Consider the following 26,635-nt stretch of genomic DNA (forward strand, 5'->3'; position numbering starts at 1 on the left):
GAGCGGCTATTGCCCAGTGGCCGACAGCCCGCCCGTCTGCGGTCGGCAGCCTCCCATCGAGCGGCCAGGGGCCTGCGGCCGATAGCCTGCGGCCCGCGGCTGGCAGTGTCGCGGCGAGCGGCCAGCACCCGACAGCCCACCGCCCGCGGCCGGCGGCCCCGCGGCGAGCGGCCATGGGCCGGCAGCCTCAGGCCAGCCGTCGGCCAGACAGCCGCCAGGCAGCCCACCGCCAGGCAGCCAACCGGCAGGCGCTCAGCCGCCGACCGTCAGACAGCCCGGCCTGGCGCGCCGGTCCCCCTCTGCGTCCGCCCGGCGGCACGGCGAGCCGTTTCCGGCTGCCGTGCCGGCCGTGTCACTGGTCCCTGCGGACCGCACCCGCCAGGATCCAGCCCTCCACCGCCTCGTACCGGTGGCGCTGTTCCTCCGACTTCCGGTGGCCGGAGGCCATCGTGCCCAGCCAGCCGCAGGCGAAGCCCAGGGGTATGGAGACCAGGCCCGTGGTGGTGAACGGGAACCAGTTGAAGTCGGCGTCGGGGAAGGCCGAGACGGGTGAGCCGGAGACCAGGTTGGTGCCCGGCATCAGTAGCAGGACCGCCAGGGAGCCGCCGATGAGCGTGCTGAGCAGGCCCGCTCGCGTGAAGCGGCGCCAGAACAGGCTGTAGACCAGCGCGGGCGCGATGGCCGAGGCGCCCAGGCAGAAGGACAGCGTCACCAGCCATTGCAGGCTGCGGTGCTGGACCTGGGTGGCCAGGAGGATCGCGGAGACGCCCACGGCCAGCGCCGACAGCCGTGCCACGGTCATCTCGCGCCGCGGCGACATCTCCTGCACCCGGGCCGCGAACACGTCGTGCGCGAGGGAGTTGGCGCAGGCAAGGATCATGCCGGCGACGGAGGCGAGCAGGGTGAGGAAGACCGCCGTGGTGACGGTCGTGAACAGGAACGTCTCCGCCGACGACACGTCCGCGCCGAACGCCGCCTGCGATCCCAGCAGATACGCCGTGTTGCCCTGCGGGTCGACCTGCGCGATCAGCTCCCGCCCGACCAACGCGGTCGCGCCGAAGCCGACGACCGTGATGACGAGGACGAACAGGGCCACGCCCGACACCGCCCAGGACATCGAGCGCCGCACCTGGCGGGCACTGGAGGCCGTGTACATGCGCATGGTGACGTGCGGCAGGACGCCACCGCCGAGGACCACCGTCAGCTGCGCGGTGATCATGTCCAGGTCGGGGCTGGGACCGCCGGAGAACTGCAGGCCCGAGGAGACGAACGCCGAGCCCACGCCGCTGTTCTGGGCGGCCGCGGCGAACAGGGCTCCCGGGTCCCAGTCGAACCGGTTGAGGATCAGCACCGCGACCACCATGCCGGAGCCGAGCAGCATCACGATCTTCAGGATCTGGATGAGGGCGGTGCCCTTCATGCCGCCGATCGCCGCGTAGCTGATCATCAGCGCGCCCACGCCGATGATGCAGCCGGTCTGCAGTGACTCGCCGGAGAAGCCGAGGATGAACGCCATCAGCTGCCCGGTGCCCGCCAGCTGGACCAGCATCAGCGGCAGCAGCGCCGCCAGGGTCACCGCGCAGGCCGCGATGCGGACAGCGCGTCCCGGCATCCGGCGGGTCAGCGCGTCGCCCATGGTGAACCGGCCCGCGTTGCGCAGCGGTTCGGCCAGCAGGAACATCAGCAGCATCAGCGACAGGGCCGTGCTCAGGGCCAGCACGATCCCGTCGTAGCCGAACAGCGCGATGACGCCGCCGGTGCCGAGGACGGTCGCGGCGGAGATGTAGTCGCCCGCGATGGCCAGGCCGTTGCGCATGGGGGACAGGGAGCTGTAGCCGGTGTAGAACTCGTCGAGGTCGTCCCGGTCCGGGCCCGTCATCACGCACAGCAGCAGCGTGATGGTCGCGACGGCGGAGAAGCCGACCAGGGACATGGCCTGGGCGTTGCCGCTGAAGTCGGTGGTCACCGCGCCCCCTCCCGCTTCGCGTCCAGCTCGGCGTGCTTGCGTATCCGGTCCGCGATCGGGTCGACGCGGCGGCGGGCCGTCTGCTCGTACAGGGCGATCGCCAGCCAGGTCACGGGGACCTGGATGAGCGCGAGCAGCAGGCCGGTGGGCAGGCCGTCGGTGACGGTGCTCGTCATGAACGACGGCGCGAACGCCGACAGGATGAGGAACAGGATGAAGTAGCCCAGTGCCGTGAGCGTGGCCACGCGTCGCTGCCGGCGATAGGCGCTGCGCAGCACCCGCAGGTCGCTGTGGTGCCCGAGCGCGGTGTGGCGCTGGGGGCGCCGTCCGGCCGGTTCGGGCGCCTCCCGCGGGGCCCATGGGTAGGTGTCGTACGTGTACGGGTCGTAGGGCGGGGACGGATCGGGTGGTCGGTACGGGTAGGACGGGGACGGGTCGTAGGACATCCCGGTTCTCCTTGCGAGGGTTGGATCCGGTGCGGCGGGCCGCAGGGAGGTGGGGGGCGGGAGCCACGCACGCTACTTCGGAGTAGGGGTTCAGCGCGAGGGTTTCCACAAACTGATCGGTCGGTATGCGCTTACCTTTCCGACCTCGGGTGTTACCCGTGTTGACTCAGATATTTCGCAGGTCCCGGTGTGCCACCCGAGGTGGATCGGCGGCACGGACGCCGCTACTTCGGGGCGGTCGTCGAAGGTCGCCCGGAAGGCCGGCCGCCGGCCGACCCGACGCGTGACCGAACTGCCCGCGGTGCAGAGGCCGGCGGGGGTGCGGGGGACGTGAGGACCCGGTCGGGGCCCCGCCCTAGAGACTGTCGGGAGTGGCGTCGAGGGACCGGCGCACGTAGCGGACTCCCGGTTGTCCACCCACCGTCGTGTTCTCCACCCACGTGAAGCCGTTGCGGGTCAGGACCCTCATGGACGCCGGGTTGTCGAGGGTCGTGCGCGCGGTGAGGGACGTCAGGCCGTAGTCGGTCGCCGCCAGCCGGCACACCTGCGCGACGGCCGCCGTCGCCACACCCCGGCCGGCGGCCTGTTCGCCGACGCGGTAGCCGAGTTCGGCGGTGCCGTCCGCCAGATCCATCAGGTTCACCCGGCCGATCAGCTCGCCGTCCTCCCCGAGGACCACATGGAAGCGGCACACGCGCGCGTGCTGCTCGTCGAGGAGCGCCTGATGGCGGGCGGCGAACCCCGCCGCCGTGAAGAAGGCGTCCCCGCGGTCCGGCACCGTACGCGTGAAGTACGCCCGGTTCTCCCGCTCGAACGCCAGCAGCGCGTCCGCGTGATCCGCCCGCAGGGGTTCCAAGGTCACCATGGGCGTGAGGATACGGGCGCTCAGTCCCCCAGCACCGGGAATTTCCGGGGCGCGAGGAACAGCAGCACCAGGAACGCCAGTGCCGCCGCGCCCGCCGCGCCGAGGTAGACCGCGTGCACCGCGTCGGCGATCGCGCGCCGGGTCGCCTCCGGTGCCGTGCCCGAATCGAGCGCCCGCGTCACCGAGTCCAGGTCGCCCGCACCGCCGAGCCTGGCGGCCAGCACCCCGTTGGCAACCGCGCCGAACACCGCGGCGCCGACCGTCTGGCCGGTCTGGCGGCAGAACAGCACGGACGCGGTCGTCGTACCGCGCTCCGCCCACCCCACCGTCGACTGCACACCGACGATGAGCGGCAGCTGGAACAGGCCCAGCGCGGCGCCCAGCAGCAGCATCAGCAGCGTCGGCTGCCACGCCTGCCCGGGATAGGGCAGGAAGGGGAACGCGAGAAGGATCAGGGCGGCCGTGCCGATGCCCAGCATCGCCGTGTTGCGGAAGCCGATCCTGCGGTACACGTGCTGGCTCAGCGCCGCCGACAAGGGCCAGCTCAACGTCCAGACGGACAGCACGAACCCGGCGGCCACGGGCGCGAGGCCGAGCACCGACTGGGCGTAGGTGGGCAGGAACACCGACGGCGCGACCATCAGCAGGCCCAGCGCGCCCAGGGCCAGGTTGACCGCGGCGATCGTACGGCGCCGCCACACCCAGCCCGGGATGATCGGCTCCGCCGCCCGGCGCTCCACCAGCACCACGACCGCGACCAGGGCGAGTCCCGCACCGAACAACGCCAGTGAGGGAGCCGACAGCCACGGCCACGCCACCCCGCCCTGCACCAGGGCGGTGAGCAGAACGCCGCCGCAGGCGAACACCGCGAGTGCGCCCGCCCAGTCCACGCGCGCGCGGGGGGTGGTCTCCCGCTCCGGCTCGTGGAGGTGACGGACGATCAGCCACAGGGCGACCGCGCCGATCGGCAGGTTGATCAGGAAGATCCAGCGCCAGTCCGCGTACGCGGCGAGCACCCCGCCGAGGCCCGGGCCGGCGACCGCGGACACCGCCCACACCGTCGACAGCTTCGACTGGATCCTGGGACGGTCCTTCAGCGGGTACAGGTCGGCGGCGAGCGTCTGCACCGTGCCCTGGAGCGCGCCGCCGCCCAGGCCCTGCACGACACGGAAGGCGATGAGCGCCCCCATGTTCCAGGCCACCGCGCACAGCAGGGACCCGAGCAGGAAGACCACCGACCCGGCTATGAGGACCGGCTTGCGGCCGAAGGTGTCGGAGAGCTTGCCGTACACGGGCAGGGTGACGGTCACGGCCAGCAGATAGCCGGAGAACAGCCAGGAGAAGACGGAGAAGCCGCCCAGGTCCCCGACGATCTGCGGGACGGCGGTCGAGACGATGGTCGCGTCGAGCGCCGCCAGCGCCATCGAGAGCATCAGCGCCGCGACGACGGCTCCGCGCCGGCCGGTCGTGGCGGGACGTGCGCCCTCTCGTGCCGCGGAACTGGTGCTGCCCACCCCGGTGCCTCCCCCTCGCCCCGGCCGCGCCCGCGCCACGGGTTCCGTCGTATGCCTGCCCCTTGCACCTACCTGCCGCGGACAGCTTCCCACTTGACCCTGACGCAGCGGGAGGGTGGAGCCTGACTGTGCCGACGGGTGGAGCAAACCCTGAGACCGCCTCCACCCTGCGGTGGACTGCCCCTAGGGGTACCTCCGTACTACGACCTGGGGAGGGTTCGTACCGGCGGAGGACGAGACGGGCAGGGGTCCGTCCTTAACCTGGCTTTACGCCGCCGGGGGGCGGTTGGCACACCGGCGGGGGTGGGGTTTTCCACAGCAAAAGACTGCGCTGAACACCAGGGCGCGGGACCCCTCCCCGCCGCGAGACTGACAACGCGTCGAACGGACTCCTGGTCCGGCAACGCGCACAGCGGCTGTCGACCAGGCGACCGCCTTCACCATCTGCTGACCGATATAGGAGACATACCGTGACTTCGGCTGTGACCATTCCCAGGCACGGGGGTACTGGAGGGCGTACGGCCGTTGCCGCGCGAGCGCGGCAGGTCGTGAAGGCGTATGGATCCGGCGAGACCCGTGTCGTCGCCCTCGACCATGTCGACGTGGACATCGCACGCGGCCAGTTCACCGCGATCATGGGCCCCTCGGGGTCCGGCAAGTCCACGCTCATGCACTGCCTCGCCGGACTCGACACCGTGACGGACGGCCAGATCTACCTCGACGAGACGGAGATCACCGGCCTGAAGGACAAGAAGCTCACACGGCTGCGCCGGGACCGGATCGGGTTCATCTTTCAGGCGTTCAACCTGCTGCCGACGCTGAACGCGATCGAGAACATCACCCTGCCCATGGACATCGCGGGCCGCAAGCCGGACAAGGAGTGGCTGACGCGGGTCGTGGAGACCGTCGGGCTCGCCGACCGCCTCAAGCACCGCCCCACCCAGCTGTCCGGCGGCCAGCAGCAGCGCGTCGCCGTGGCGCGGGCCCTCGCGGCCCGGCCCGAGATCATCTTCGGGGACGAGCCGACCGGAAACCTCGACTCCCGCGCCGGCGCCGAGGTCCTCGGTTTCCTGCGCCGTTCCGTCGACGAGCTGGGCCAGACCATCGTGATGGTCACCCACGACCCGGTGGCCGCCAGTTACGCGGACCGGGTGCTGTACCTCGCCGACGGCCGCATCGTCGACGAGATGTACAAGCCGACCGCGGAGGCCGTCCTCGACCGCATGAAGGACTTCGACGCCCGGGGGCGCACGTCATGACCGTCATGAAGACCTCGATGCGCAACTTCTTCGCGCACAAGGGGCGGATGGCGCTCTCCGCGATCGCCGTCCTGCTGTCGGTCGCCTTCGTCTGCGGCACCCTCGTCTTCACCGACGGTACTGCACACATACCACCCGGGTAGCGGTACATACGCCCTGCTCAGGTGGCAGAACCTGGGGGTCAGCCGCATGTCGGTAGCGCTGGCCGCTTAGGAGCACCACCGGTGAACAGTCGCCTACTCGTCCCCGCACACAAGGGCCCCGCCCTCACGCTCGCCAACGGTCGCGTCATCCGGCGAGCGATCGTTTACGTCCGGGTCTCCACGGCCCGCGAGAACATGAAGAGTCACACGGAGCAGGCAGCCATCTGCCGGTTCTATTGCGACACCAAGGGCATTCAGATCGTCGGCGATCCCGTTGAAGACCTCGACCTGTCCGGCGCCGACTTCGCCAAGCGACGAATCGCCGAGTGCATCGAACGCGTGAAGCGCAAGGAAGCCGATGCTGTCGTGGTGTGGGAATACAGCCGCTTCGGCCGCACACTGGTCGGCTCGCTCCACTACATCAACGAGCTGACGAACGCCGGTGGCGAACTCCTCTCGGCCACACAAGACATCGACGCCAGCACTCCGGCAGGCCGCTACATGCGGGACCAATTCCTGCGCCTCGCCGAATACCAGCTCGACACCATCCGTGCGAACTGGATGACTGCGCACGCGCGTCGCTTCAAGGATGGGCTACCGCACAGCGGCACACCGAGGTTCGGGTACGTGCGCTGTCCCTCCTGCGAGAAGCGGCCCGGGGAGCGCTTCTACTACTGCACGGCCCGCTGCGGGGGAATCCTCATGCCGGACACCGATCTCCCGCCCGAGTTCGCGCCTCCGATTTATCAGGCTGAGTGGTACGCGAAGGCATACGACATGTGGGCCAATGGTGCCTTCCTGTATCGCATCGCGAAAGACGCGGAGCGTGCCGGCGTCCGGTCCCGCTTCGGTAACGTGATGCGCGAGAACGCGTGGCGTGCAGTCCTCGACTCTGGATTCGCTGCCGGTCTTCTGCGTGCTCGCAGTGAGACGGCGGAATCGCCGAAGAGTACGAGTCCCGCTGAATACGACATCTGGGCGGACGCCAAACACAAGGCTCTCATCGGGCAGGATCTGTGGGACGCATACGTGGATCGGCGCGTTACCCAGTCCAGTCCAAAAACGAGGAAGCGCACCCCGTCGTACACGTTGTCCGGCTTGGTGCGCTGTGGAGAAACCGGCACCGACGGCTCGGTTTGCTTCGAGAGCATGGTGGTAGTGCAGGGCGGCGGAAGCAAGAAAAGCGACGGGACGCGGCGGCCGTACATCAAGCTGTTTCGGTGCGACCGCAAGGAAAAGCACGCGCATGGAAAAACGTCCTCGATGGACATGTCCCGCATCGAGCGGACCGTCTACGAGTGGCTGCTGGCGTCTGCGAAGGGTGAACACCTCGCGCAGATCAGCATGGAGCAGGCCGCGGCAGTAGAGCAGAGCGCCGCAGAAATCCCTCAAGTCGAGCTGCTTATCACGGCGTTGCTGAGGAAGAAGGAGCGTATCAACGAAGGCTACGAGGCCGGCCTAACCACCCTGGAGGAATCCAAGGTGCGTATGGAGTCGGTCAACCTTCAGTTGGAGGAGTTGCGCGCCAAGCTGCGGCTGCTGGAGGCGGAGGTGGCTGCAAACAACGTCCCCGAGAAGGAAGAGTTCCAGGGGCTCGTGGTGGTGTGGGACAGGGCCACGGTCGAGGAGAAGCGAATGGCGCTGGCGAAGGTCATCAACCACGTGCGGGTCGAGGAGCCGGAAATCAGCGCGTGGCACGGGCGAAGCGCCCGAGTGGTTCCCCACTGGGCGCCGCCGAGGGAGCGCTACTTCGACCGTCGGTTCAAGCGTGAGGAAGATGCGTCGCTTGCGGAGGAGGAAGGGGAGCTTGCGTCGGCTGGGTGATCCTCCAGCCAGATTCGGTGAGCGATCTCGCCGAGCACCTTCCAGAAGCCGGCCCAGCACTCATCTTCTGTTGTAGGCCGAACGAGGGCACCTGGGGAACGGTCGTGCGTCAACATGGCACTGACCTTCCCTGGGTGCTTTTCTATGCGACAGCGCCCATATGGGTGGTCGAATTTCTAATCGAAAATGGCACCCCAAGAAGGAGGCGTGGTGCGGCGTCGGTACACACGAATGGCGGGCACCCTGCTGGGCCTGGTCTCGCTGGCGGTGGCCATCTACGTGGCTGTGCAGAGCGTCACGGCCGAACCAGAGCGGGACGAGAGGAGCTATCGGAAGGGATACCACGCCTTCGGAGACGCCCAGTTCGTGGTGAGTGACGAGGACCGGGCGGTTGATGAAGCCCGCTGCGAGGAGCTGTGGGGTCAATTTCCGGCCGAGGAACTGGCCGGCGTCAACAAGGATGACTGGGTGGCCGGCTGCGCCGACTACATCGAAGGTAAATGACTCCGCCTTTACGGTGCGCGGTCAGAAGGTGTCTGGGCCCTGCTTCCTTCGGGAGGTACGGGCCCTTGTCAGTGGGAGCGCCTACGCTGTGCGCTCTGAACCGGGACGGGAGTCGAAGTGACGATCGAGATTGCGCTGACCGAACACGACTGGGAGCGGCTGAGCCGTCGGGCCTTCCGGTGGGGTCCGAACTTCGCCAACCAGGCCGAGTACTTCGAGAACTACACGAGCCGTGAGGCGGAGTTGGAGAACCGGCCGGCGCGGGCCGACTGGGCATGGGCGTATGACGTGGGTCCGGAGTGGGTCGGCGTCCTCTTCGCCAGGGCCTACCTGCGAGGGCTGGGGGCGGATCACGAGGTGGTGTGGGACATGGCCACGTCGGATGAGGCGACATACCTGATCCTGTGCAACCTGGTGCCACGCGGATACGACGAGAAGGAGCAGAGCAGTGGCGAGTGAGCCGTACACGGGATTCGTGCCGGTGACGACGGAAGCCGCGATGAGCCTGAAAGGTGACAACGTCGCGGCGGCGGCTTTTGTCAACGTGGCTTCTCGGTTCATGGAGCAGGAAGCGCCGCTGATGGCGGTGGCGGCTGGCCTGCTGCGGAATGTCCACCGGAGCCTGGGCAAGCGCGAGACGATCGAGGAGGGCACCGGCGAGTTCGCGCATCGTATCTACATCACGAGGAAGCCGTGGGCCGCGTTCGTGGTGATGCCCCGGGCGCTGGGGCCCGGAGACGCGGGTGGGTTCGTGGAGAACGTGGGGCCGGCTGGTGACCACCTCGTTGTGGCCGCCCAGTCGTATAAGCCGGGGTTCCGCGCCGAGCTGGCGGAGCGGTGGGGCAAGCCGCTGATGCTGCTGACGTTCGCCGGCACCGAGGACAAGCACGAGTACGAGGTGTACGAGGGTGAGTAAGGGCAGGCGTTACACGGCCGGGTACCTCGGCGCGTTGCACCCGGACATGCTGCCGGGTGAGACGGAGGCGGTCATTGCCTGGAATGAGGGCGAGGAACCTGACCGGTGGTTCGTCGACCTTGAGGACGACAGGGCTGAGTTCAAGGCGCTCATCGCGGAGATCGCGGAGAACCGAGTTCATCGTGTCGTGCTGCGGGACCGGCACGTGCTGCCCGACAACACGGCCCTGACGGGTGAGTTCTTCGACGTGCTGATGCAGTCGGCCACGGAGCTGCACTATGTCGAGCGCGGCACGACCAACGCGACCGAGAAGCTGCTGGCTCAGCTCGTTCCGCTGCTGCACGAGTGGAACACCGGCGAGGCCGAGGACATGGCGGCCAACGGCTGGTACACGATCCACGCCGACCGTGAGGACGTGACGTGGCTGCGGGCGTTCCTCAGCCGGAGCGACACGCCGGAGGCCGCCAAGTGGTTGGAGCGGTTGCTGCCGGACATCGCCAAGCGCCCGGAAGGGCCGACCAGACAGCGTGACGACGGGTAGTACCTGACGCACGCAGCGCCCCTTGCCTCAACGGAGGTGGGGGGTTTTTTCATGCCCGAAAACAGGAGGGGAAATCGGAATGACCGAGGAGCAGAGGAAGCCGCACGGTCTGATCGGCTACACGAAGTGCCTGCCGGACCCGCGGTGGGACAACAACGAGTTCGTGCAGGCCATGGGTCACGCCTTGCTCGGCCTGGTGCAGATGAAGTTCTCGGAGTTGAGCAGCGCGGGCCAGGCGGAGTTGGAGGCACTCGCGAAGACGGCCGAGAAGACGATCACGGAGAAGGCTGACGTCTTCCAGTTCCAGGCGGACCAGCGGAAGAAGGGCTGGAAGCCGAGCGGCGTGCTGAGCGCGCTGGCGACCGCGTACGCGGTCCTGGCGCTGAATACCCCCGACACGGGGGTCACGGCCTTCGCGTTCCACGCGTGCTTCTGGGAGCACGAGGGCTGCCCCATGGACAGCGACCGGTAGGTGCCGGCCGCGTAGGTCGTCTGCCCCCGTTTCCGGTTCGGAGCGGGGGCTTCGTCATTGTGAGGAGGGAGTGGCGATGAGGGTCCTGGAGTTCGCGGCCATGTGGGTCCTGGAGTTCGTGTTCCAGAGCGACGTGTCGACCGTGACCACGATGGTGGTGCTGGCCGGCGGGACGTTATTCGGTGCGCACCGGTGGATGACCGCGGAGGAGCGCAAGGCCCGGCGGAAGCACCGGCGGTAGCCGGTTGCGGTACGGGCGTGGTTCCGGTCGTTGAGTGGCGGGAGGGGGTTACTCCCTCGGCGCAGGCTCCTCGACGACCTCCGCGTCCATGATGCCCATCTGGGACAGGGCGTCTTGGGTTGACACTGTCCCGGCCGGCGAGAGGGCGGGGGGCCCATCGGAGCGTGCTCCGAAGAGGCGGGAGATGATCCCGACCTCGTTGCCGGTCCCCTGCCCTCGGCCTTCCATCTTCATCGAGAACGTAAATCCTGCCTCTTCGATGTCTGCCTTGAGCTTCACGTACTTGGCGAGACGGTCCATCTCGCCCGACAGATTGGGGTCCGCATAACCGCCCTCTACCTCCTCTGACATGCGCATAGAGAAGACGCGCATGGCTTGCATGGTGATAAGCGAGTCGAGCAGTGCGATGTACTGCTCTTTGGTTTTGACCTTGATCGGCATCTCGTAGACGCACGATTCTCCGGGGGAGTACTCGGGGCATTTCTTCGCGAGGAAGCACCCGTCGCAGACCCGGACGTTGGGGTCGATGGCGTTGATGCGGTGCTCGGTGCGGGTCTTTCGTTCCCCGGAGTCGGGGTCCGTGTAGCGGTGGACGAACTCCTCGGTCGTGATGCCGGGCAGGAGCTTCTTCACCCGTTCGGAGGGGGCCGGAGTTGCTCCCTCGTTCCCGGCTTCCTGGCGGATCGCCGTAACTGACGCGAGGTGTTTTTCCCTGTTCCCGGGTGTGGCTGTTTCGGTGGTGGGAGTTACTCCGTTGCCATGGCGCTGCGAGATGTGTGCGATCTGCTGCTGCCAGGACCACAGGCTGAGGCGGAGGTTCTCGGTGGCGTCGTCGGCCTCGATCTTGTCGATGTCGAAACCGGCGCCGGAGATGAGGGTGCGGTGCCGCTTGCGGGCTTGGGCCTTGTAGCGGGTGGGGTAGCGCTTCATCTCGCTGCCGGTCCAGATGAACGTCTCGCCGTGCTGAGCGGCTGAGAGCCAGGTGGTGGAGGAGACGGAGTACCAGTCGGCCGAGAGCATGAGGGGCGGGGAGCTGAAGCCCATGCCGTGGAGCTTGATGGTGCGGCTGATGGAGCGCAGCAGGGGGATGATGTCCCTGTCGCCGCAGGTGGCCTGGCCGACGGCGATGTAGGGCCAGTTGTCGGCCATCTGCTTGAGGATGTCGATGCCCCATTCCTCGTGCCAGACGACGATGGCCTTTTCGGGGTCGAGGTGCTGCCGGCGTTGCGCGATCCAGTCGCGGCCCATGGGGAGGGCGTCGAATTCGGTGTATACCTGGACGCGGTCCAGGTTCTGCTCCACGAATTCGTCGTAGTGATCGGCGATGTCCTGGATTTCTTCGGGTGTGACCTCGACGCCGGCCCGGTTGAGGGTGTGGCAGCCACTGTCCAGGAACACGGACTGGGCCGGGGGGTAGTGGTCGTTGATGAGCCAGGGCTTGGAGAATTTGACCCTCCGGCGTAGCCCCATGTAGCTCATGCCGACGTGGGGTGCCTCCTCGGCTGTGAGGAGGTTGCGGTGGGAGGGGATCTCCGCGCCGGCAAAGTACATGATCACGTGTGGTCCTCGAAGATTGCGTCCATGAAGGTGGACCGCCGGAAGCTCGGGTTGTCCTGGGCGAACATGGAGGCGAGTCCGTCGGCGATTTCCTGGACGGTCGCGCTTCTGGTGGGGCGCCGCTTGCCCTTGGGTGGGAGGGCGGCGCGCAGCAGTGCGGCAGCTTCGCGGTAGTGCTTGCGGGACATGGCCACGATCAGGCGTCCTTTTCGGCTTCGCGTTCGGCGCGGGTGCCTTGAAAGGCGGACCAGTGGGCTGCGACGTTGGCGTAGAGGCTCATGAACGCCACCCACAGGATCGAGTTGCGCCACCAGAGGAGGGTGGGGATGGCCAGCAGCGCCCACGTGAGGGTGAGGGTCAGGTGGACGCGGGCCATCACGTGGGCGCTGGGGCGTGGGGTCATTCGGGGTCGGTGAATTCCACGTGGGTGGCGCCGTCGTGGCCGTGGATGTGCTCGACGTGCTCGACCTGGTCGTAGAGGGCGTGGGTGGCGACCTGGGTGCGCCAGCGCAGGGCGCAGGTTCCGTCGGGCCACTGGACGCCGTCGGCGATGTGGCCTTCGCCGGAGACGCCGGTGACGTCGGTGCGGCGGATCAGCTTGAAGCGGCGGGGCGCCTTGTCGGCGGGGATGACGGTCACGAGGGCTCCTGTGTGCGGGGGTCGGTGAGGCGGAGGGCGGTTTGGCGTTCGATTTCTCCGGTGAGGTCGTCCCAGCGGCGGGGGGTGCCGTCGTAGTCGGGCCGCCATTGGGGCTGGGTGTAGGCGGAGTGGGTGAGGACGGCGGTGTTCCAGCCGGCGCGCAGCAGTGCGGCGGCGATGCTGGGGTTGGGTTCGAGGACCAGGCCGATGTGCCAGGAGCGGACGCGGTCGAGTGCTTCGAGGCGGCCGGCGGCGCCGGGGATGGTCTGGTGCAGGTAGCCGATGTGGCCGCGGAGTTGTCGCTTGGCCAGCCAGAGGGCGCACTGTTCTTCGGTCCAGGTGGCCGAGAGGAGGTAGAGGCGGCTGTTCTTCGCGAGGGCCTGGTAGAGGCTCCAGCCGGTGTCGTAGTGGCCTTCGCCGTCGGGGACGCGCAGGACACCTTCGACGACCATGACGGCGGCGAGCACGGCTGGCCTTAGATCTTGAGCTGGTCGACGAGGGACCGGTTGGCGGCGGCCTGCTGCATCTGTGCGGTCACGGCCATCAGTTGGTGGGCGGTGATGGCGGCTTGCTTGCTGGCCTCGATGTCGGAGACGACCTCGGACGCGCCGAACTTCATCTCGATGACAGTGGCGATGTGCTCGGGGGTGACGGCGGTGGTGAGGTCGTTGATGGCTTCCCACTCGCCGTTTTCGTGCTGGACGACGACGAAGGCGGTGCGGCAGGTGATGGGCTGGCGGTCGGCGCCGTTGGGGGTGTCGAGGGGCATGGGGGTGCTCCTAATCGAGTTCAGGGTGAGTGCGGTGTGATGTGGGGCCGGCCGGGCAGAGGCAGCCGTCTACGGGGCTCCAGGAGGGGCAGGTGTCGCGTACGCCGGCGGTGTGTCGGCAGGGCAGGTTCCAGGTGGGGGCGGTGCAGCGGCAGGCGTCGGGGTTGTGCCAGGCGCTGACCGTGTCTTCGCACTGGGTGCACACGAGGTAGGGGTTGGCGAACTCGATGCGGGTGTGGGTCCGTGTGTGAGTCACTGCCAGCCCTTTCGTGTGGTGCTCCAGGTGCTTTCCTGGGTTTCTGCGCGTTTGGCTGCTCGCCGTTCGCGGTCGCGGGCTCGAATGCAGGTGATGCACTCACGCCGGCCGGAGTGCCACCGGGTGTTTTCTTCGGTGTACTTGTGGCCCTTGGGGCAGTGCGTTTTGCGGGCGTTGCGGGCGGAGAAGGACTCGCCGCGGGCGACGTTCTCGGTAGCCGGTACAGGTTCGAGATGGTCGGGATTGCAGCAGCTTCGAATTCGGCACCGGTGGTCGACGTGCCAGCCCGGGGGAACGGTCTTCTGGTTGGCCAGTTCCCACGCGATGATGTGGGTGCCTTTGGTGTGGCCGTTCGGCAGCCGGAATTTTCCGTAGCCGTAGTCGTCCTTGGCGCCGAGCCAGATGTGGCAGTCGTCGAATTCGGTGCCGGGGTCGACCTTGTCGAAGAATCGTTTCGTCCAGTCGCGCTCGGCGGGCCGGCGGCGTGCGCTCACTGGTAGAGCCCTCGCTTGTGCCGCATCTTCTGCTCGTTGACGCTGCGGATGGGGCAGTAGTCGCAGAGGTAGCGCTGGTTGGTGGGGTTGGACTTGTCCCACTTCGGCAGGCCCTCGGCCTTGCGGTCGCCGGCGGTCGGCGGGGTGATGAGCTTCTTCTCCGAGTGGAAGTCGGAGCAGGTCTCGGGCCGGTGGCGAGAGCGCCAGCACTGCATGGCGTCGGCCTTGAGGGTGTCGACGGCCTGGTAGACCCAGGGCTCCATTCCGGTGGCGCCCTCCTGCTGCCAGACCCGCTTGAGGATTTCGTCGCGGATTTCTGCTGAGGAATGCCAGCGGTCCTCGTCTACGCCGTCGATCGGGTAAAGACGACCGAAGTGCCGTTCACCGTTGGGGTACTGGTGCTTGGCTACGGCGTATTCGAGGACCGAGTCTCCGCGGGGATCACCCTGATAGGCGGGAAGCACTTCAGTGGTGTGGCAGTCCTTGCAGAGGAGGAGGCGGATCTGCGTCATGTGGGGACGCTAATACCACCTATTTTTTGTCCAGAAATCCCAGGCTCCGCACGGGCTTCCGTACCGCGCGTTCATATAGGAAAGCCCCCACCGCATCTGGGTGAGGGGATTGCTCTGCCAGTCGCTGCCGGCGGACGACATCTTCGATCCGGGCAGTGCCTGGAAGAGGCCGTAGGCGCCGGAGGAAGGGTTTGTGGCCCGGTGGTTCCATCCGCTTTCCCGGCTGACTACGTTGCTCAGGCACTGGTACTGGGCGGAGGAGAGCCGTGAGCGGGCGTAGCTTCTGGCGCCGGAGACGGTCGTGGAGGGGCCGGCCAGGGTGGCGGCCTGCTGGCGCTGGGCGCTGCGGGCGGCTCGCTGCTCGGCCTGCCGGGCTCGTTCGCGCTCCCGTGCCTGTTCTCGTGCGTGCTCGCGGGCGGCGGCTGCTGCGGCTTCGGCGCGTTCGCGGGCCTGGCGCTCCTGTTTCGCCTTTTCGGCCTTCTCGACGGCCTGCCGGTGAGCGGCGGCCTGGGCGCTGGCCTGGGCGGTGATGGCGGCACGTGTGTCGACGGTGAGCGGCCGGTCGAGCATGGTCATCGACGGGGCGAGGGCGACGGTACGCGAGGGAGGGTCTTCGGCGTCTGCCGGCTGGGCGAGGTACGCGGCCGTCAGGAGGACGGTGAGGGCGGCTGCTGAGGCGACGCGGGCTTGACGCCAGGAGAGAGTGGGGATCTTCGGGCGGGACACGGGATGCCTTTCAACGGGGACGTGACCCCGGCCATCCCGCAGGCGTTCCGGCGTCGGTCACCCTAGGGGTCCCGAAAATGAATCAGGTAGCCGGCGGTTTTCCCCAGGGGGTCACCGTCGGGTCGGGCTTGGTGTAGGCGGGCGGGCGGGCCAGCCCGAGGAGCCAGCCGAAGGCCGGGTTGACCTTGGCTTCGAGCAGGCGGAACAGGCCGTAGTAGACCACCGCGAACACGGCGGCCAGGGACTGTGAGAGAGCCTGCTCATCGACGTCGATGTAGATGTGCGCGAGGAGCGCGCCCACCCAGCCGACGACGATGGGTACCGCGGTCCGCCACAGCGAGACCAGAACGTCGTACACGGTCATTTCTAGGCCGCTTTCTTTTCCAGAGCGACGATGCGCTTCTCCTGCGCCGCGATGAGCTTTTCAAGGGCGGCCACCCTCGTCTCGATGGTGGAAACCGGGGGAGGGGTGGGGGTGGTCGGGTTCCAGTTCGCCGCGTGCTTGAGCCGCTCGGCGACGCGGTCGCGGATGGAGGGCATCGTGAAGCCCTTGGGGTCGATCTTGTCCCGGGACCACTCGGCGTGGGCGAGGGTGGACTTGGCGCTCCACCCGTGTGCGCGGCAGATGGCTGCGGAGGCGCGGACGATGGCTTCGATCTGCTTGGCCGGCCACGGGTCCTTTCCGTCGCCCATGTTTTCGCATTCGAAGCCGTACATCCGCGCGTTGCCGTCCACGCCGTCGGCGTTGCCCTTGGTGGGCTTGGCGGGGGCGGTGCCGTAGCTCTCGTTGATGAGCTGCTGGAGGACGTTGGGGTCTCCGCCGCCAGCGTGGTTCGCGCGTCCGTAGCCGACGAGGTAGACCACGCCGTCTTTGCCGATGACGCCGTGGCACAGGGGGCCGGGCAGGGCCGTGTAGCCGGTGCGGCAAATGGTGACGGTGTTCTGGGTGCCCTTGGTCACGGTGTGGTGGATCAGGACGCCGTGGACGGGGCCCCAGGCGCCCTTGGAGTTGCGGTTGTGAGTGCGCCAGGAGCCGACCTCGACGACAGTGATGCCCTCGGAGCGCAGGGCGTTGAGGAAGGCGGTGGCGGTGAGAGGGGTTGCCATTACGCACCCTCCTGCGGGGAGTTCCGTTCAGATGTCGCGAATTGCATGAAGAACGGCGGCTGGTAGAACCGGCCGGGGTAGCCGACCTCCATCCGCTCGGTGCGGTACAGGTCGACGAATTCCTGCTGCTGCTGGTGGGTGAGGTGCTGGAAGTAGAACTTGGCTTCCTTGCTGCCGGCCGTGAGCGGGGCGACCTGGGCGTAGTACGCGGCTTCGAGCGCGGCGTGCGTGGCGTCCGCTGTCTCGCCTCTGGCGAGTGCCGAGTCGCGCAGCTCCTGGGCGGTGAACCCGCCCAGCCAGCGGGCCTTGTGGACGGCCTGTTCTTCGTCGGTCAGCGGGCGGGAGAGGTAAGCCTTGTAGTTCTTGTCGGTGGGCCCGACGACCCATCCGTCCCGCACGAGTTTCATGAAGCGGTCGGGGTGCAGGGAGCCGCAGAAGGAGCAGGAGGGGCCGCCGTGTCCGCTCGTCCAGGCGTCCAGCCCTTCCTCTCGTTTCCAGGGGCCCATCTCGTGCATGCGGCGCGGGCACGTGTGCGCGCCCGTCATCACACACGCTCCGGCCAGTGCCAGGTGCCGACGTCCTCGCCCTCCTTGCGGGAGGTCGCCCAGAAGGTGTCGTTGCCGTCGAGGAGGACTTGCAGGTTGGCCGTGCCGACGTCCCAGACGCGCACGACGACGGCAGGGAAGATCTGGCCTTCAGAGACGTCGTTGCCGACGTGGGCGATCGTGCCGTCTTCCTGGGCGTAGGCGCCGCTCTTGTAGGCGTCCTTGCGGCGTTTGTTGATCCGGACCGCGTCGTCTGCGGAGGCGCGGTAGTGGACGGTGCGGCCGATGGTGGGGGGTGTGCTCACGTGCTGGCCTTTCAGGACGAGGGAATGGTGCCGGCCAGGGTGTTGGAGGCGGGGCTGATGCCCGCGCTGTTCCCGGCGACGGTCGTGAAGGAGTAGGTCTGGCCAGCCGCGTACTGGAGCTGTACGTGCGGGGCGGTGCCCAGGGGGGCGTTGACGGTCGCGACCTTGCGGGTGCCGTCGTAGAGCGCGTACCACTCGGGCGGGCCGTTCACGGTGCCGATGGCCGGCGGCGCGATGGTGATCTCGACCAGGCCGTTCGAGGTGGGGGCCGTGGTGAACGTCGGTGCGCCGGGCTTGCCGGGTGCGTTGTTGGACGCGGGGATGGTGCCGCGCAGCGGGGTGGAGAACTCGCTGACCGCGGTGCCGTTGGTGTCGGTGCGCACGGCTCGGACCTTGAGGCTGAAGCGGTGGCGCGGCACGGTGTAGTTGGGCGTGGTGAAGGTGACGACGGTGGTGCCGGCGCCGGGCTGGTTGACCTCGCCGAGCTTGACGTCGCTTTCGTTGAGCCCGATGCGGGTGAGGTCCATGGCCTCGGTGGTGTCCTGGCTGGTGTTGTCGAAAATTTCGTACTTGGTGACGTTCGCGATCTTCGTCCAGCGGAGCTGGATTCCACCGCCCCCGGCGGAGGTGATGACCGGCAGCGGGGCCGCGTAGTCGATGTCGTTCGGGGGCCGGGGCGGAAGGGTGACGTGCTGAAATTCGTAGCCCACGGCCGGCGTGGTGAGGGTCAGCGGGTCCGAGGCGGGCCCGTACTCGCCGGCCTGGTTGTGGGCGGCGACGGTGAAGGTGTACTCCGTCTCGGGTTCGATCTCGGTCAGTACCGAGTTCTCCGGGTCGGTGTTGTCCCAGTACTGGGTGATCGTGGCCGAGGACTCGCTGCCGGGCTGGTAGATCTCGCCGGTGCCGTTGACGGTGACCAGGTGTCCGGCCACGCCGATGCCCTGGAGGCCCCTGACGCCCATGTAGTAGCTGTCGTCGAGGTCGGCGGCCATGTCGCCGATGTTGGAGCGCCAGAACAGCAGCACCTTGTAGGGCTCCGTGACGCCGCGGGAGTGCGGGTTGGCGTCCTTGTCGAGGTACCACAGAGGCTTGGGCGGGACGACCTGCTCTCCGTAGTCGGCGGGGCGGTCGGTGACATGCTGTTCCGCGGTGCGCGGGGGGTTGACCAGGCCGACCGGGCTGCCGGCTTCGGCAGTCAGGGCGCTGGTCGTATTGAGGTTCCACTTCTCGTTCGCCATCAAGACGGCCTTTCACGTCGTGACTCAGACCTGGGCGTCGTCGTCTTCGCTGTCGTTGTTTCGAGCAGGCTTTCTGCGGGGGCGTACTACCGGCTCGGGGTCTTCCGGGAGGTACTTGGCGATCAGGCGGAAAATGACGAGGCCGATGGCGCTGATGAGGATGGAAACCATCTGCGCAGCCACGTCGGACATCGTCATGGGCCCTCCCGCCGGTATCGGAGCCAGGCCGAGAAAGCGGCCAGGGAGATGGCGATGAACGACACGACGTTGGCGAGCTGCATCCACGGAGTTGCGGGGCTGTTGAACAGGCTGACCGCGGCGAACGCGAGGAGGTAGGCGCCGAGATAGCCCATCAGGCGCAGGCTGGATGTCTTCAGGGAGTACATCGCCGAGACCACTCCCAGAGCGACGCCGAGGGTGGTGTAGATGAGCGCGATGTAATACGCGCAGCTATCGCTTGGTGCGTCGACCACCGAGAACGGTGTTGAACCCAGGGCCTTTTGCAGCGCAGCGGCAGCCGTGAAAATACTCAGGCCCGCGCCCAGCATCCGCTTCGTGAATGCCGGGGGGTAGATGAGTACTTCGTGGTCTCGCTTCACGTCACATCCCGAAGTAGAGGTGCGCCGGCGGGTTCGGCACGTAGCCGGGAGTCCGCGTGGCAATGCCGTCCGGGCGCCGCTTGACGGCCGTCTCGTGCACGCCGTACCAGAGGTCGTTCAGGTCCTGGCGGACGGCGTAGGTGGTCGGCTCGACGCCTCCCCCGCGGTCGGTGTTGATCTTCTTGTAGGTGCCGTCGGTCAGACCTTCGTTGAGTTCTCCCGCCAGAGGGCGGTTCGGTGCGTAGCTCATACCGGCGGGGCCTTTCTGCTCTGGTTGGCGCGGCGGCGGGCGCGGAATGCCGCCCACTTCGCCTTCAGCCGCTGGGAGATGGAGACCAGGAAGCTGGACAGTGCTCGCATGCTCATTTCTTCTCTCCGAGCCGCCTGACGGCCGGGGCCGCCCTCTTCTTCGAGCCGCCTGCCGGAACCCCCTTGGCCATGGGCCGCCCCGCCGAGACGCCAGCTTCGAACTCCGAACGGGCGGACGGCGTCTTCGGCGAATACCGGCCGGCCGTGCGCTGGTCCTGGAGGTTGTTCTTGGCACCGACGACGCCGGTGGAGTTGTCTCCGCGGCCGTGCTTGCGGCGGTCGGTAAGGCTCGTGGCCTTGGGCATTTCAGATCACTCCCAGCGCTGGAAAAGAGGTCCCGGAATACCCGGACTGGCGCTGCGAAAAGTCCACGCGGGCGCCGGGGTACACGTCGTCGAGGCGTGCGATGTCCGTGATGGAGAGCACGTGCTGGGCGTATCCGAATCGCGGCGGTGTCCTGCCGATATTCGGGATGGGCGGTTTCATGCGGCGGACGGCGTCCGGGGGCATGTCGGTCCACTCGCGCAGAGCGTCGCTGACCTGCTGCTCCCGGGCACTGGACCAGGGCCGGCGGGCGTAGATGGAGTCCTGTTGCAGCACGGCCGTCACCTCCAGGCCGGCTGGAAGCGCAGGAGCTGCTGACGGCGCTGCTCGTTGATGGCCGTGTAGGAGGGGGTGATCTCCTGCGTGTAGACGCGCTGGGCGGTCGCGAACCGGGACTGGGTCGACACCAGCGTCTCGGACTTGCCGTCGTTGACCAGCGGCGAGCCGATCATCGAGCCGTGCTGCGTCCAGCGTTCGCCGCGGGCCTGGGCCTGGAGGGCGGCGGCCGGGTGGACGTCTGCGGTCCAGTAGTAGTCGGCCGGGTCGATCCTCTCGCCCTTGTGCACGCCACGCTGGTACGACTTCTGGGTGGCCCTGTTCCCGATGTTGTTCAGGAGCCGGTCCTGGCGGCGGGTGCCGGCGCCGATCGTTCCGAGGTATCCGTCGGGGTACTCCGCGCTGGGCACGTGACCGGTGTCCATCAGCCGGCGCGCGTCGAGGATGTCCCGGGCGCCGGACATGAGTGTGCCGCCGGAGCCGCCGGTGTACGTGATCGCACCCGCCTGCGCCTGGGAGTAGGGCGGGTTGTACATGATGTTGGAGTTGGCGCCTGCGCGGTTGGGGTAGCTCATCGCATCCACCCCTGGTTCGTCTTGTAGAGAGGGTTGCCGGAGCGCTTGGGGTCGGTGGCGGGCCGGCTGATGGACTGAAGGGCCTTGGCGGCGACGAAGACGCCGACGCCTGCCGCGCGGCCGGCGCGGGCCATGCCCGGGGTGACGCGGCCGGGGCGGCTGGTGGAGGACGGCGGGGCAGGCGGCCGGGCCGGCCTGGTCGGACGCGGGGGGACGGTGGAGGGAGCGGGCTCGGGCGGCGCCGGGGGCGGGCCGAACCGCATGCTCGTGCTCCGGTACGCCAGATTGTTGATGGGCGCCCGGCGTCCGGGCCCGCTGGGGGTGTCAGGCAGCGGGGGCGGGGTGAGGTCGGGCACCGAGCTGGGGTCCACGCGCGGGGGCGTGCGGGTGGCCTGTGCGGCGCGCTGCTGGGCCTTGGTTGCTCGGGCCTCTGCCGCGGTCTGGCGGTGGGTGGCGGCCTGGGCGTTGGCCTGTGCGGTGGCCACGCGAGCCGTACGGGTCTCGGCGCGGGCGGCGGAGATGTCGGCGCGTGCCTGAGCGGCCGGGGTGAGGCGGGCAGGGCTGGCCGGGGCGGCGGGCGGGTCGGGAAGCTGGGGCTGGGTCCAGCCGCTGGGCGTGCTGGCCGGCTGTGGGTCGCTGGCCGGCTGGGGCCGCGAGGTGCGGTAGGGCCGCATGGGGCGCTCCCCGAAACCGTCGAACGAGTTCTGGCGGAACTGGTCCGGGTTGAACTCCGGCATGGGGGTCACCTCCCTGTGGTGGCTCCGTGGGCAAACTCGGCGGCTGCGGTGCTGTCGTGTGGTGCGGTGGCGGTCGTGGTACTGCCCGCGTTCGTCGGCGGTGCCGGGGCGAGGGAGCCGTCATCGGTCGTGCCGGTCATGCGGATGGCGCTGCGGAAATCGGCCACCGGGCTGGGTGAGGTGACTGCGGTGCTCACGAGCGCAACCACCCCGCCTGGTCGCCTACGGGGGCCTGTGGGCTCCCCTGCGACCGGCTGCTCCCGCCGCCGGAGAACGCGTTGGCGCCGACGTTGGCGAACTGCGTGGCGGACAGCAGGCGGCTCCCGGAGCTGGCGCTGGCGGTGCCGGCGCTGATGGAGCCGCTCGACGCGGCCGAGGTCACGGCCGAGCGCGTGGCGGTGGTGGCTGCACCGCGGGCCGCGGTGGACAGTCCGACCCTGGCGGCGACGCCGGCGAGCAGAGGCCACATGGTCAGCCTCGCTTCCCGGTGGCGGCGCCCCCGCGGAACTGGTCCTGGCTGCCGAATGCGCTGGGCATGCGGTAGCGGCCGGTGGTCGCGCAGCAGACGCAGCCGGGTCCGTGCAGGGACCGCTTTACCTGGACGACGCCGGCCGGGCCGAAGGTCTCGGCGGACGAGGTCGTGCGGTTGCTGCGGTGCGTGTTACGGCCGAGATCGCCGTCGCCGGACTTCGACATGCCCTGGCGGCTGACGGTCTGGCCGCTCTCGGGGCGAATCCAGGTCACTCGGTGCAGCTCGTCGCCCATGGTGGGGAACTGACCCGTGGACAGCGGGCCACCGAGGTTGGTCTTTCCTCGGTTGGGGGGAGTCCAGTGCGTCATGATCTTCCTCCGCGCGGCGTTGCGTGGCCCGGGGGAGTCAGAACATGAGCAGTGTGTGAGTCAGCAGTGAGTGGGCCTGATGTGGCGAGTTTAGGTCTCGGATTTTCGGAGCGATATTCACGTGCCCATCACGCGGATCGCGATGCCCAGGATCTCGCCTTCCGGAGTCTTGCTGCGGAAAAAGGTGATCTCCTCAATCAGCTTCGTTCCGAAGGAAGACACGAACGACTGGGCGATGGGGATAGCCTTCACGGCCTGATTGATGGCGCCGGCGCCAACGGCCTTGAGGACGACCTGGTGACCTGACTTGATTGCGTGGGCAATCGCGGAGCCAAGCTCCGGAGGGGGAGTCACGCTCTTGACGCGGAACTCCTTCTCCTTCACCTCGGCGGGCTGAGTCTGCACGACAAATACGCTCCCTGCATTTTAGAGCTGATGCAGGGAGCGTATGGCGGAGCAATTACCGCGTGTTATGCAGCGTTCTTGGCCCGGGTCTTCTTCGGGGGGTTGCGGATCGTGGCGAGCACTTCCTGCTGGAACTTCAGCTCGGGCGGCTCCGGGGTGGCCAGGGCGTCGGCGATCCGGGCGAGTGCATAGGCGTCGGCCGCGTCGTTGCTGGACGGCTCATGCTGCCAGCGCATGTACACCGCCAGCATGATCTTGTCCTTGTCCGCCCTGCCGCTGCCGGTCACGAACTTCTTCACGGTGGTCGGTGCGACGGCGTGGATACGGCGTTCGAGGTGCATGGGGAACTGCGTGGCCAGGGCCAGCTTGAGCGCACAGCCGAGTTCGCCCAGCTCCTCGCGCCTGAACTTGGAGCCGTAGGAGTAACCCTCGTAGCAGATGTGGGTGATCTGGCCGAGGCGCTCGATGACGGCGAAGTGCTCGCGCAGCAGGGCGTGGACGGTGACGAGGCGCCGGATGCCCGTGCCGACCTGCTTGGGCGAGAAGTCGAAAATGGTCTCGGAGGCGGTGCCGTCGGTGGGGCTGTAGCGGACGATCGCGCAGCCGGAGTACGACTGGTCGATCCCGATGGCGTAGCGGGGCACGTCAGGTCCCCCACTTGCTGTAGCGGCTGTCGGCGGTGGAGTTCTGCCGGCGGGAGAGGTCTCGGGAGCAGAACTGGGCGCGGGCCTCTGCGTTCTTGTGGACCATCTCCAGGCCCTCGGCCAGCGCCACGGCGTCGAGGTGGCGCTTCTCGTCTTCCTGGACGTGGTCGTCTGCGGCGGCGGCGGCCTTCCGGCCGGCGACGGTCTTCTCGGTGGAGGCGGCGAGCGCGGCGCGGGCGCTGCTGTAGTCGAGGTTCTGCTTGGCGGCGCGGACGTTGGTGCGGGCCTCGACCAGGCGCATGGCGGCGTAGGCGGTCCAGCTCACGTACTCGCCGTACAGCGTCATGAGCTGGCGGTCGTCGAGGGAGGTGATGTCCGCGGGGAGCTGCGGCATGAACCCGTCGGGCTTTTCTTCCTTCTCGAAGCCGAGCTTTTCGAGCTTTTCCCAGAGGTCGTCGGCAGCACTCACTTGTTGTCCTCCTTGAATTCCAGGCACGAAGGGCAGCCGGAGCGGCCGTTGATGTTGCAGAAGGGCGCGGTGTCCGTCTGGAGGCAGTCGACGATCGCCGCGGCGGCTTCGATGAGGGGCTCGCTGAACGATTCGTCGTAGGTGACGGTGAATGACTTCGTTTCCTGGGTGGATTTGAAGTCGTAGAAGAACACCGTGCGGTCGCACGGCAGATCTTCGAAGTGGTTGGCCAGGTACATGTAGAGCTGGGTCTGGCGTACCGCGCTGGGCAGCGGCCGGCGGAAGTCCCGCCAGAGCCGGGTCAGGTCATGGACCTTTCCGTGCTCGGTTTCCACTTCGTAGCGGGCCAGGAATTCGGGCCGTTCGAACCGCAGTGAGCCCAGGCCGAGAGTCTTGATCTCGATCAGGGCACCGTCTTGCGGGGCGTAGCCGTCCGCCTTGCCGCCGATCCGCAAGGGGTGGGCGTTCAAGGGGACTTCGGCGTACAGCAGGGCCGCGGGGGGTGCGTCGCATGCACCGCAGCCGTCGGGGGTGGTGTCGCACCAGAAGACGTCCTCGCAGTACTGGCAATACCAGTCGCCGGCGAGGCGTCCCATCTCGCGGAGCCACGTTTGCCACTTCGAGTGGGTCTGGTGGCCTTCCTGGAAGATGTTCTCGCGGGTGAAGGTGGTCCGTTGCCGGTCCGGAGATTCGGCCAGCAGGCGCAATCGGTGGAAGGCGGCGAGGTGGCACCAGTCGCTCTTGATCATCTCGCTGGGGTGGAGAACGTCCTGCCGGCGCCCCGAGGGCTTGGCGGCCTTGTCCAGGACGTGCTTTTGGAGGTCTCCGAAGAGGGGCTCGGCCATCTTCGAGGCGGCGATGTACTCGGTGAAGGCGGGGCCGCCCTTCACGACGCGTGGGGCCACTGGGTCTCCTGCTGTTCGGGGGTGACGTCGTCGCTGGGCGGATGCCAGGTCCAGCGCTCGGGCATAGCCGGGTAGCGCATGCGCAGTGCGAGCCGGGCTTCGGGCGTCATGCCGCCCCAGATGCCGTAGTTCTCGCGGTTGACCATGGCGACGTGGAGGCATTCGGCGCGGCGGGGGCAAATGGCGCCGTCGTACGTGCCGTTGCACACGTCGAGGGCGAAGGTTTCGTCCGAGAAGAAAATGTCGCGCCGGCGGCTGGGGGTGAGGGATTCGTCGCGGCATTTGGCTTCTCCCCGGTGGTGCTTCGGGGACCAGTCCGGGGCGTTGATGACGGCGCGGATTCCCATTAGGTGTCCGCCTCCAGTTCCAGGAAGCGCAGGAAATTTTCTTCCGAGATGACGACCCAGTGCCTGCCGCACATCTCGATCGCGAAGGCCATTTCCCGCATGTCGAGGAGGGCGTGCCTCTCGGCGCTCAGCAGATCCCGGTTGGTGAGGCCGAAGCGGGCTGCCGACGTGGTCTTGCATTCGATGGACCATTTGTTGTTCCGGACGTCGTTCTTCACCGCCCACCCGGCGCCGGAACGGGCCGTGGTGACCCCGCCCACCTTGTGGGCAAGTCGCTTCTCCTGAGTGCGCGAGGCTTTGATTCGGCGGTCCATCAGGCCGCACCGGGCTGCACCAGGGCCAAGACGTCCGCGGCGAGCTGCTCTTGCAGGTCGAGGTCTTCCAGAAAGGAAGCCCGCATCTTTTTCTCGCCCTGCCACTGATGACCCGCGTACTTGTACCAGCCCCCGGCGAGGGTGATCAGGCCGTACAGGACGCCCATCGTGACCATCTCGGCGGCGGTGTCGTAGTCGCCCTTGCAGATGCCGGAAGTGGAGTCGGCGAAGTAGAAGCGGACGGAGGCCACCTGCTGCGGGGCCGCGGACTTCGACTTGATCGTTTTCATCTTGATGACCTGGCCCACACGGAGACTTCCGCCGCCCGGCCGCTTCTCGTCGATCCACTCCGTGCGCGAGGCTTCAAGGCGCGTGTAGTACGCGTAGTTCTTGGCCTTGCCGCCCGGTGAGGTCTTCGGCGTCATGCCGGCCGGTGACCATCCCCCGATCTGGTCCCTCCACTGATTGATGATCAGGGCCAGCAGGGGGCGCTCTTTGTCGACGAGGCTGCGGCGGGTGGCTGAGCCGACCTTGCGGAAGAACCGGCCTGTCACGCGGGCCCCGGCGCTGATGGTGGCCTGGTCCATGTCCTTCTCGGCCTCGTCGTCGGCCACCAGGGCGGGGTAGCTGTCGAGGACCACGGCGTCGAATGCGCGGGACTCCGCGGCATTCAGCATGGCCGTGTAGGCGTCTTCCATCGCGTTCGTCGAGTAGACCGCTACGCGGTCGACGTCCACGCCGAGGGTGGCCGCCCACTCGATGTCGTAGTGCTCGGCGGCGACCCAGAACGTCTGGAATTCCGGGTCCCGCTGTTGATTCGCTGCGATCGTCTTGTGGACGATCGTGGACTTCCCCGAGCTTTCGGCGCCGAGAATCTCATTCCACTGATTCGCGGGCCAGCCCCCTCCCAGCATGACGTCGAGGGAGAGGGAGCCGGTGGTGAATCGCGAGACCGCGGGCATCGTCGAGGCGACGACGACCGAGCCGGGGCCATGTTTCTTATTGATCTGCGCCATGACGGCGCGGGCCTCATTACTGAGCGGCATACGACG

Annotated in this window: 44 protein-coding genes; 9 read left to right on the plus strand and 35 right to left on the minus strand. The window is 67.9% G+C overall.

Annotation, left to right across the window (positions count from 1 at the left end; all coding sequences use genetic code 11):
• Positions 1-352: 352 nt before the first annotated feature.
• From ABZ281_RS00615 to ABZ281_RS00630, 4 genes are all read right to left on the minus strand, one after another.
• Complete coding sequence (locus tag ABZ281_RS00615; protein ID WP_356650671.1) at positions 353-1,966, minus strand: cation acetate symporter; 1,614 nt, start codon at positions 1,964-1,966, stop codon at positions 353-355.
• The gene (locus tag ABZ281_RS00620) at positions 1,963-2,412 is read right to left on the minus strand and encodes a DUF485 domain-containing protein (protein WP_356650673.1); all 450 of its coding nucleotides are present in this window, start codon (positions 2,410-2,412) and stop codon (positions 1,963-1,965) included. Before ABZ281_RS00620 ends, ABZ281_RS00615 begins: the two co-directional genes overlap by 4 nt.
• A gap of 355 nt (positions 2,413-2,767) precedes the next feature.
• Positions 2,768-3,277 (minus strand): GNAT family N-acetyltransferase, encoded by a 510-nt coding sequence (locus ABZ281_RS00625; protein ID WP_356650675.1) that lies wholly within the window; start codon positions 3,275-3,277, stop codon positions 2,768-2,770.
• 20 nt (positions 3,278-3,297) lie between these two features.
• The gene (locus tag ABZ281_RS00630; RefSeq protein ID WP_356650677.1) at positions 3,298-4,791 is read right to left on the minus strand and encodes an MFS transporter; all 1,494 of its coding nucleotides are present in this window, start codon (positions 4,789-4,791) and stop codon (positions 3,298-3,300) included.
• A gap of 470 nt (positions 4,792-5,261) precedes the next feature.
• On the opposite strand from ABZ281_RS00630, the gene ABZ281_RS00635 reads away from it, so the two are divergent.
• The 9 genes from ABZ281_RS00635 (at position 5,262) to ABZ281_RS00675 (ending at position 10,691) form a co-directional block, all read left to right on the plus strand.
• Positions 5,262-6,050, plus strand: coding sequence for an ABC transporter ATP-binding protein (locus ABZ281_RS00635; RefSeq protein ID WP_030844842.1), 789 nt, complete (start codon positions 5,262-5,264; stop codon positions 6,048-6,050).
• Positions 6,047-6,193, plus strand: coding sequence for a hypothetical protein (locus ABZ281_RS00640; RefSeq protein ID WP_356650679.1), 147 nt, complete (start codon positions 6,047-6,049; stop codon positions 6,191-6,193). Before ABZ281_RS00635 ends, ABZ281_RS00640 begins: the two co-directional genes overlap by 4 nt.
• Positions 6,194-6,274: 81 nt before the next feature.
• The gene (locus ABZ281_RS00645) at positions 6,275-8,017 is read left to right on the plus strand and encodes a recombinase family protein (protein WP_356650681.1); all 1,743 of its coding nucleotides are present in this window, start codon (positions 6,275-6,277) and stop codon (positions 8,015-8,017) included.
• A 231-nt stretch (positions 8,018-8,248) separates the two neighbouring features.
• Positions 8,249-8,521, plus strand: coding sequence for a hypothetical protein (locus ABZ281_RS00650; RefSeq protein WP_356650683.1), 273 nt, complete (start codon positions 8,249-8,251; stop codon positions 8,519-8,521).
• Positions 8,522-8,638: 117 nt separating this feature from the next.
• Complete coding sequence (locus ABZ281_RS00655) at positions 8,639-8,980, plus strand: hypothetical protein (protein ID WP_356650685.1); 342 nt, start codon at positions 8,639-8,641, stop codon at positions 8,978-8,980.
• Positions 8,970-9,437, plus strand: a complete 468-nt coding sequence (locus ABZ281_RS00660; RefSeq protein ID WP_356650687.1) for a hypothetical protein — start codon at positions 8,970-8,972, stop codon at positions 9,435-9,437. Before ABZ281_RS00655 ends, ABZ281_RS00660 begins: the two co-directional genes overlap by 11 nt.
• Positions 9,430-9,978 carry a hypothetical protein gene (locus ABZ281_RS00665; RefSeq protein ID WP_356650689.1) on the plus strand — a complete coding sequence of 183 codons (549 nt, stop codon included), beginning with the start codon at positions 9,430-9,432 and terminating at the stop codon, positions 9,976-9,978. The genes ABZ281_RS00660 and ABZ281_RS00665 overlap by 8 nt, the downstream gene beginning before the upstream one ends.
• Positions 9,979-10,057: 79 nt before the next feature.
• Positions 10,058-10,450 carry a hypothetical protein gene (locus ABZ281_RS00670; protein ID WP_356650691.1) on the plus strand — a complete coding sequence of 131 codons (393 nt, stop codon included), beginning with the start codon at positions 10,058-10,060 and terminating at the stop codon, positions 10,448-10,450.
• Between the two features lie 76 nt (positions 10,451-10,526).
• Entirely contained in the window at positions 10,527-10,691 is a 165-nt protein-coding gene (locus ABZ281_RS00675) for a hypothetical protein (protein ID WP_356650693.1), read from the plus strand.
• A 48-nt stretch (positions 10,692-10,739) separates the two neighbouring features.
• On the opposite strand, the gene ABZ281_RS00680 is transcribed toward ABZ281_RS00675, so the two are convergent.
• The 31 genes from ABZ281_RS00680 to ABZ281_RS00830 form a co-directional block, all read right to left on the minus strand.
• Positions 10,740-12,248 carry a hypothetical protein gene (locus ABZ281_RS00680; protein WP_356650695.1) on the minus strand — a complete coding sequence of 503 codons (1,509 nt, stop codon included), beginning with the start codon at positions 12,246-12,248 and terminating at the stop codon, positions 10,740-10,742.
• The gene (locus ABZ281_RS00685) at positions 12,245-12,442 is read right to left on the minus strand and encodes a hypothetical protein (RefSeq protein WP_356650697.1); all 198 of its coding nucleotides are present in this window, start codon (positions 12,440-12,442) and stop codon (positions 12,245-12,247) included. The genes ABZ281_RS00680 and ABZ281_RS00685 overlap by 4 nt, the downstream gene beginning before the upstream one ends.
• A 2-nt stretch (positions 12,443-12,444) precedes the next feature.
• Positions 12,445-12,651 (minus strand): hypothetical protein, encoded by a 207-nt coding sequence (locus ABZ281_RS00690; RefSeq protein ID WP_356650699.1) that lies wholly within the window; start codon positions 12,649-12,651, stop codon positions 12,445-12,447.
• Positions 12,648-12,887, minus strand: coding sequence for a hypothetical protein (locus ABZ281_RS00695; RefSeq protein WP_356650701.1), 240 nt, complete (start codon positions 12,885-12,887; stop codon positions 12,648-12,650). Before ABZ281_RS00695 ends, ABZ281_RS00690 begins: the two co-directional genes overlap by 4 nt.
• Complete coding sequence (locus ABZ281_RS00700; protein WP_356650703.1) at positions 12,884-13,354, minus strand: hypothetical protein; 471 nt, start codon at positions 13,352-13,354, stop codon at positions 12,884-12,886. Before ABZ281_RS00700 ends, ABZ281_RS00695 begins: the two co-directional genes overlap by 4 nt.
• 8 nt (positions 13,355-13,362) lie before the next feature.
• Entirely contained in the window at positions 13,363-13,656 is a 294-nt protein-coding gene (locus tag ABZ281_RS00705) for a hypothetical protein (protein ID WP_356650705.1), read from the minus strand.
• Positions 13,657-13,908: 252 nt separating this feature from the next.
• Positions 13,909-14,406: an HNH endonuclease signature motif containing protein gene (locus ABZ281_RS00710; RefSeq protein WP_356650707.1), complete on the minus strand. Its 498-nt coding sequence runs from the start codon at positions 14,404-14,406 to the stop codon at positions 13,909-13,911.
• Positions 14,403-14,918, minus strand: coding sequence for a hypothetical protein (locus ABZ281_RS00715; RefSeq protein ID WP_356650709.1), 516 nt, complete (start codon positions 14,916-14,918; stop codon positions 14,403-14,405). Before ABZ281_RS00715 ends, ABZ281_RS00710 begins: the two co-directional genes overlap by 4 nt.
• Before the next feature lie 9 nt (positions 14,919-14,927).
• On the minus strand, positions 14,928-15,644 hold the full coding sequence (locus tag ABZ281_RS00720) for a transglycosylase SLT domain-containing protein (protein ID WP_356650711.1): 717 nt from the start codon (positions 15,642-15,644) through the stop codon (positions 14,928-14,930).
• 82 nt (positions 15,645-15,726) lie between these two features.
• Positions 15,727-16,008 (minus strand): hypothetical protein, encoded by a 282-nt coding sequence (locus tag ABZ281_RS00725; protein WP_356650713.1) that lies wholly within the window; start codon positions 16,006-16,008, stop codon positions 15,727-15,729.
• 2 nt (positions 16,009-16,010) lie between these two features.
• Positions 16,011-16,751 carry a peptidoglycan recognition family protein gene (locus ABZ281_RS00730; RefSeq protein WP_356650715.1) on the minus strand — a complete coding sequence of 247 codons (741 nt, stop codon included), beginning with the start codon at positions 16,749-16,751 and terminating at the stop codon, positions 16,011-16,013.
• Entirely contained in the window at positions 16,751-17,296 is a 546-nt protein-coding gene (locus ABZ281_RS00735) for a hypothetical protein (RefSeq protein WP_356650717.1), read from the minus strand. The genes ABZ281_RS00730 and ABZ281_RS00735 overlap by 1 nt, the downstream gene beginning before the upstream one ends.
• On the minus strand, positions 17,296-17,601 hold the full coding sequence (locus tag ABZ281_RS00740) for a hypothetical protein (RefSeq protein WP_356650719.1): 306 nt from the start codon (positions 17,599-17,601) through the stop codon (positions 17,296-17,298). Before ABZ281_RS00740 ends, ABZ281_RS00735 begins: the two co-directional genes overlap by 1 nt.
• A gap of 11 nt (positions 17,602-17,612) precedes the next feature.
• Positions 17,613-18,839 carry a fibronectin type III domain-containing protein gene (locus ABZ281_RS00745; protein ID WP_356650721.1) on the minus strand — a complete coding sequence of 409 codons (1,227 nt, stop codon included), beginning with the start codon at positions 18,837-18,839 and terminating at the stop codon, positions 17,613-17,615.
• Positions 18,840-18,863: 24 nt separating this feature from the next.
• On the minus strand, positions 18,864-19,037 hold the full coding sequence (locus ABZ281_RS00750) for a hypothetical protein (protein ID WP_356650723.1): 174 nt from the start codon (positions 19,035-19,037) through the stop codon (positions 18,864-18,866).
• A complete protein-coding gene (locus ABZ281_RS00755) occupies positions 19,034-19,438 on the minus strand; it encodes a hypothetical protein (RefSeq protein ID WP_356650725.1) in 405 nt (134 codons plus the stop codon). Before ABZ281_RS00755 ends, ABZ281_RS00750 begins: the two co-directional genes overlap by 4 nt.
• Before the next feature lies 1 nt (position 19,439).
• On the minus strand, positions 19,440-19,688 hold the full coding sequence (locus tag ABZ281_RS00760) for a hypothetical protein (RefSeq protein WP_356650727.1): 249 nt from the start codon (positions 19,686-19,688) through the stop codon (positions 19,440-19,442).
• A gap of 112 nt (positions 19,689-19,800) precedes the next feature.
• Positions 19,801-20,052, minus strand: coding sequence for a hypothetical protein (locus ABZ281_RS00765; protein ID WP_356650729.1), 252 nt, complete (start codon positions 20,050-20,052; stop codon positions 19,801-19,803).
• 1 nt (position 20,053) lies between these two features.
• Positions 20,054-20,347 carry a hypothetical protein gene (locus tag ABZ281_RS00770; protein ID WP_356650731.1) on the minus strand — a complete coding sequence of 98 codons (294 nt, stop codon included), beginning with the start codon at positions 20,345-20,347 and terminating at the stop codon, positions 20,054-20,056.
• Positions 20,348-20,352: 5 nt separating this feature from the next.
• Positions 20,353-20,922, minus strand: coding sequence for a hypothetical protein (locus ABZ281_RS00775; protein ID WP_356650733.1), 570 nt, complete (start codon positions 20,920-20,922; stop codon positions 20,353-20,355).
• Positions 20,919-21,659: a hypothetical protein gene (locus tag ABZ281_RS00780; protein ID WP_356650735.1), complete on the minus strand. Its 741-nt coding sequence runs from the start codon at positions 21,657-21,659 to the stop codon at positions 20,919-20,921. Before ABZ281_RS00780 ends, ABZ281_RS00775 begins: the two co-directional genes overlap by 4 nt.
• Before the next feature lie 5 nt (positions 21,660-21,664).
• On the minus strand, positions 21,665-21,856 hold the full coding sequence (locus ABZ281_RS00785) for a hypothetical protein (protein ID WP_356650737.1): 192 nt from the start codon (positions 21,854-21,856) through the stop codon (positions 21,665-21,667).
• Positions 21,853-22,128, minus strand: a complete 276-nt coding sequence (locus ABZ281_RS00790) for a hypothetical protein (protein WP_356650739.1) — start codon at positions 22,126-22,128, stop codon at positions 21,853-21,855. Before ABZ281_RS00790 ends, ABZ281_RS00785 begins: the two co-directional genes overlap by 4 nt.
• Before the next feature lie 2 nt (positions 22,129-22,130).
• Positions 22,131-22,499, minus strand: a complete 369-nt coding sequence (locus tag ABZ281_RS00795; protein WP_356650741.1) for a hypothetical protein — start codon at positions 22,497-22,499, stop codon at positions 22,131-22,133.
• A 117-nt stretch (positions 22,500-22,616) separates the two neighbouring features.
• Positions 22,617-22,904: a stage V sporulation protein S gene (locus ABZ281_RS00800; RefSeq protein ID WP_356650743.1), complete on the minus strand. Its 288-nt coding sequence runs from the start codon at positions 22,902-22,904 to the stop codon at positions 22,617-22,619.
• A 65-nt stretch (positions 22,905-22,969) separates the two neighbouring features.
• Entirely contained in the window at positions 22,970-23,548 is a 579-nt protein-coding gene (locus ABZ281_RS00805) for a crossover junction endodeoxyribonuclease RuvC (RefSeq protein ID WP_356650745.1), read from the minus strand.
• 1 nt (position 23,549) lies between these two features.
• Entirely contained in the window at positions 23,550-24,017 is a 468-nt protein-coding gene (locus ABZ281_RS00810) for a hypothetical protein (RefSeq protein WP_356650747.1), read from the minus strand.
• Complete coding sequence (locus ABZ281_RS00815) at positions 24,014-24,922, minus strand: hypothetical protein (RefSeq protein WP_356650748.1); 909 nt, start codon at positions 24,920-24,922, stop codon at positions 24,014-24,016. The genes ABZ281_RS00810 and ABZ281_RS00815 overlap by 4 nt, the downstream gene beginning before the upstream one ends.
• A complete protein-coding gene (locus ABZ281_RS00820; RefSeq protein ID WP_356650750.1) occupies positions 24,904-25,269 on the minus strand; it encodes a WhiB family transcriptional regulator in 366 nt (121 codons plus the stop codon). Before ABZ281_RS00820 ends, ABZ281_RS00815 begins: the two co-directional genes overlap by 19 nt.
• Positions 25,269-25,583 (minus strand): hypothetical protein, encoded by a 315-nt coding sequence (locus ABZ281_RS00825; RefSeq protein WP_356650752.1) that lies wholly within the window; start codon positions 25,581-25,583, stop codon positions 25,269-25,271. Before ABZ281_RS00825 ends, ABZ281_RS00820 begins: the two co-directional genes overlap by 1 nt.
• Positions 25,583-26,629 (minus strand): hypothetical protein, encoded by a 1,047-nt coding sequence (locus tag ABZ281_RS00830; protein WP_356650754.1) that lies wholly within the window; start codon positions 26,627-26,629, stop codon positions 25,583-25,585. The genes ABZ281_RS00825 and ABZ281_RS00830 overlap by 1 nt, the downstream gene beginning before the upstream one ends.
• Positions 26,630-26,635: the final 6 nt, after the last annotated feature.

Source organism: Streptomyces sp. NPDC006265 (genome assembly GCF_040613555.1).
GTDB lineage: Bacteria > Actinomycetota > Actinomycetes > Streptomycetales > Streptomycetaceae > Streptomyces.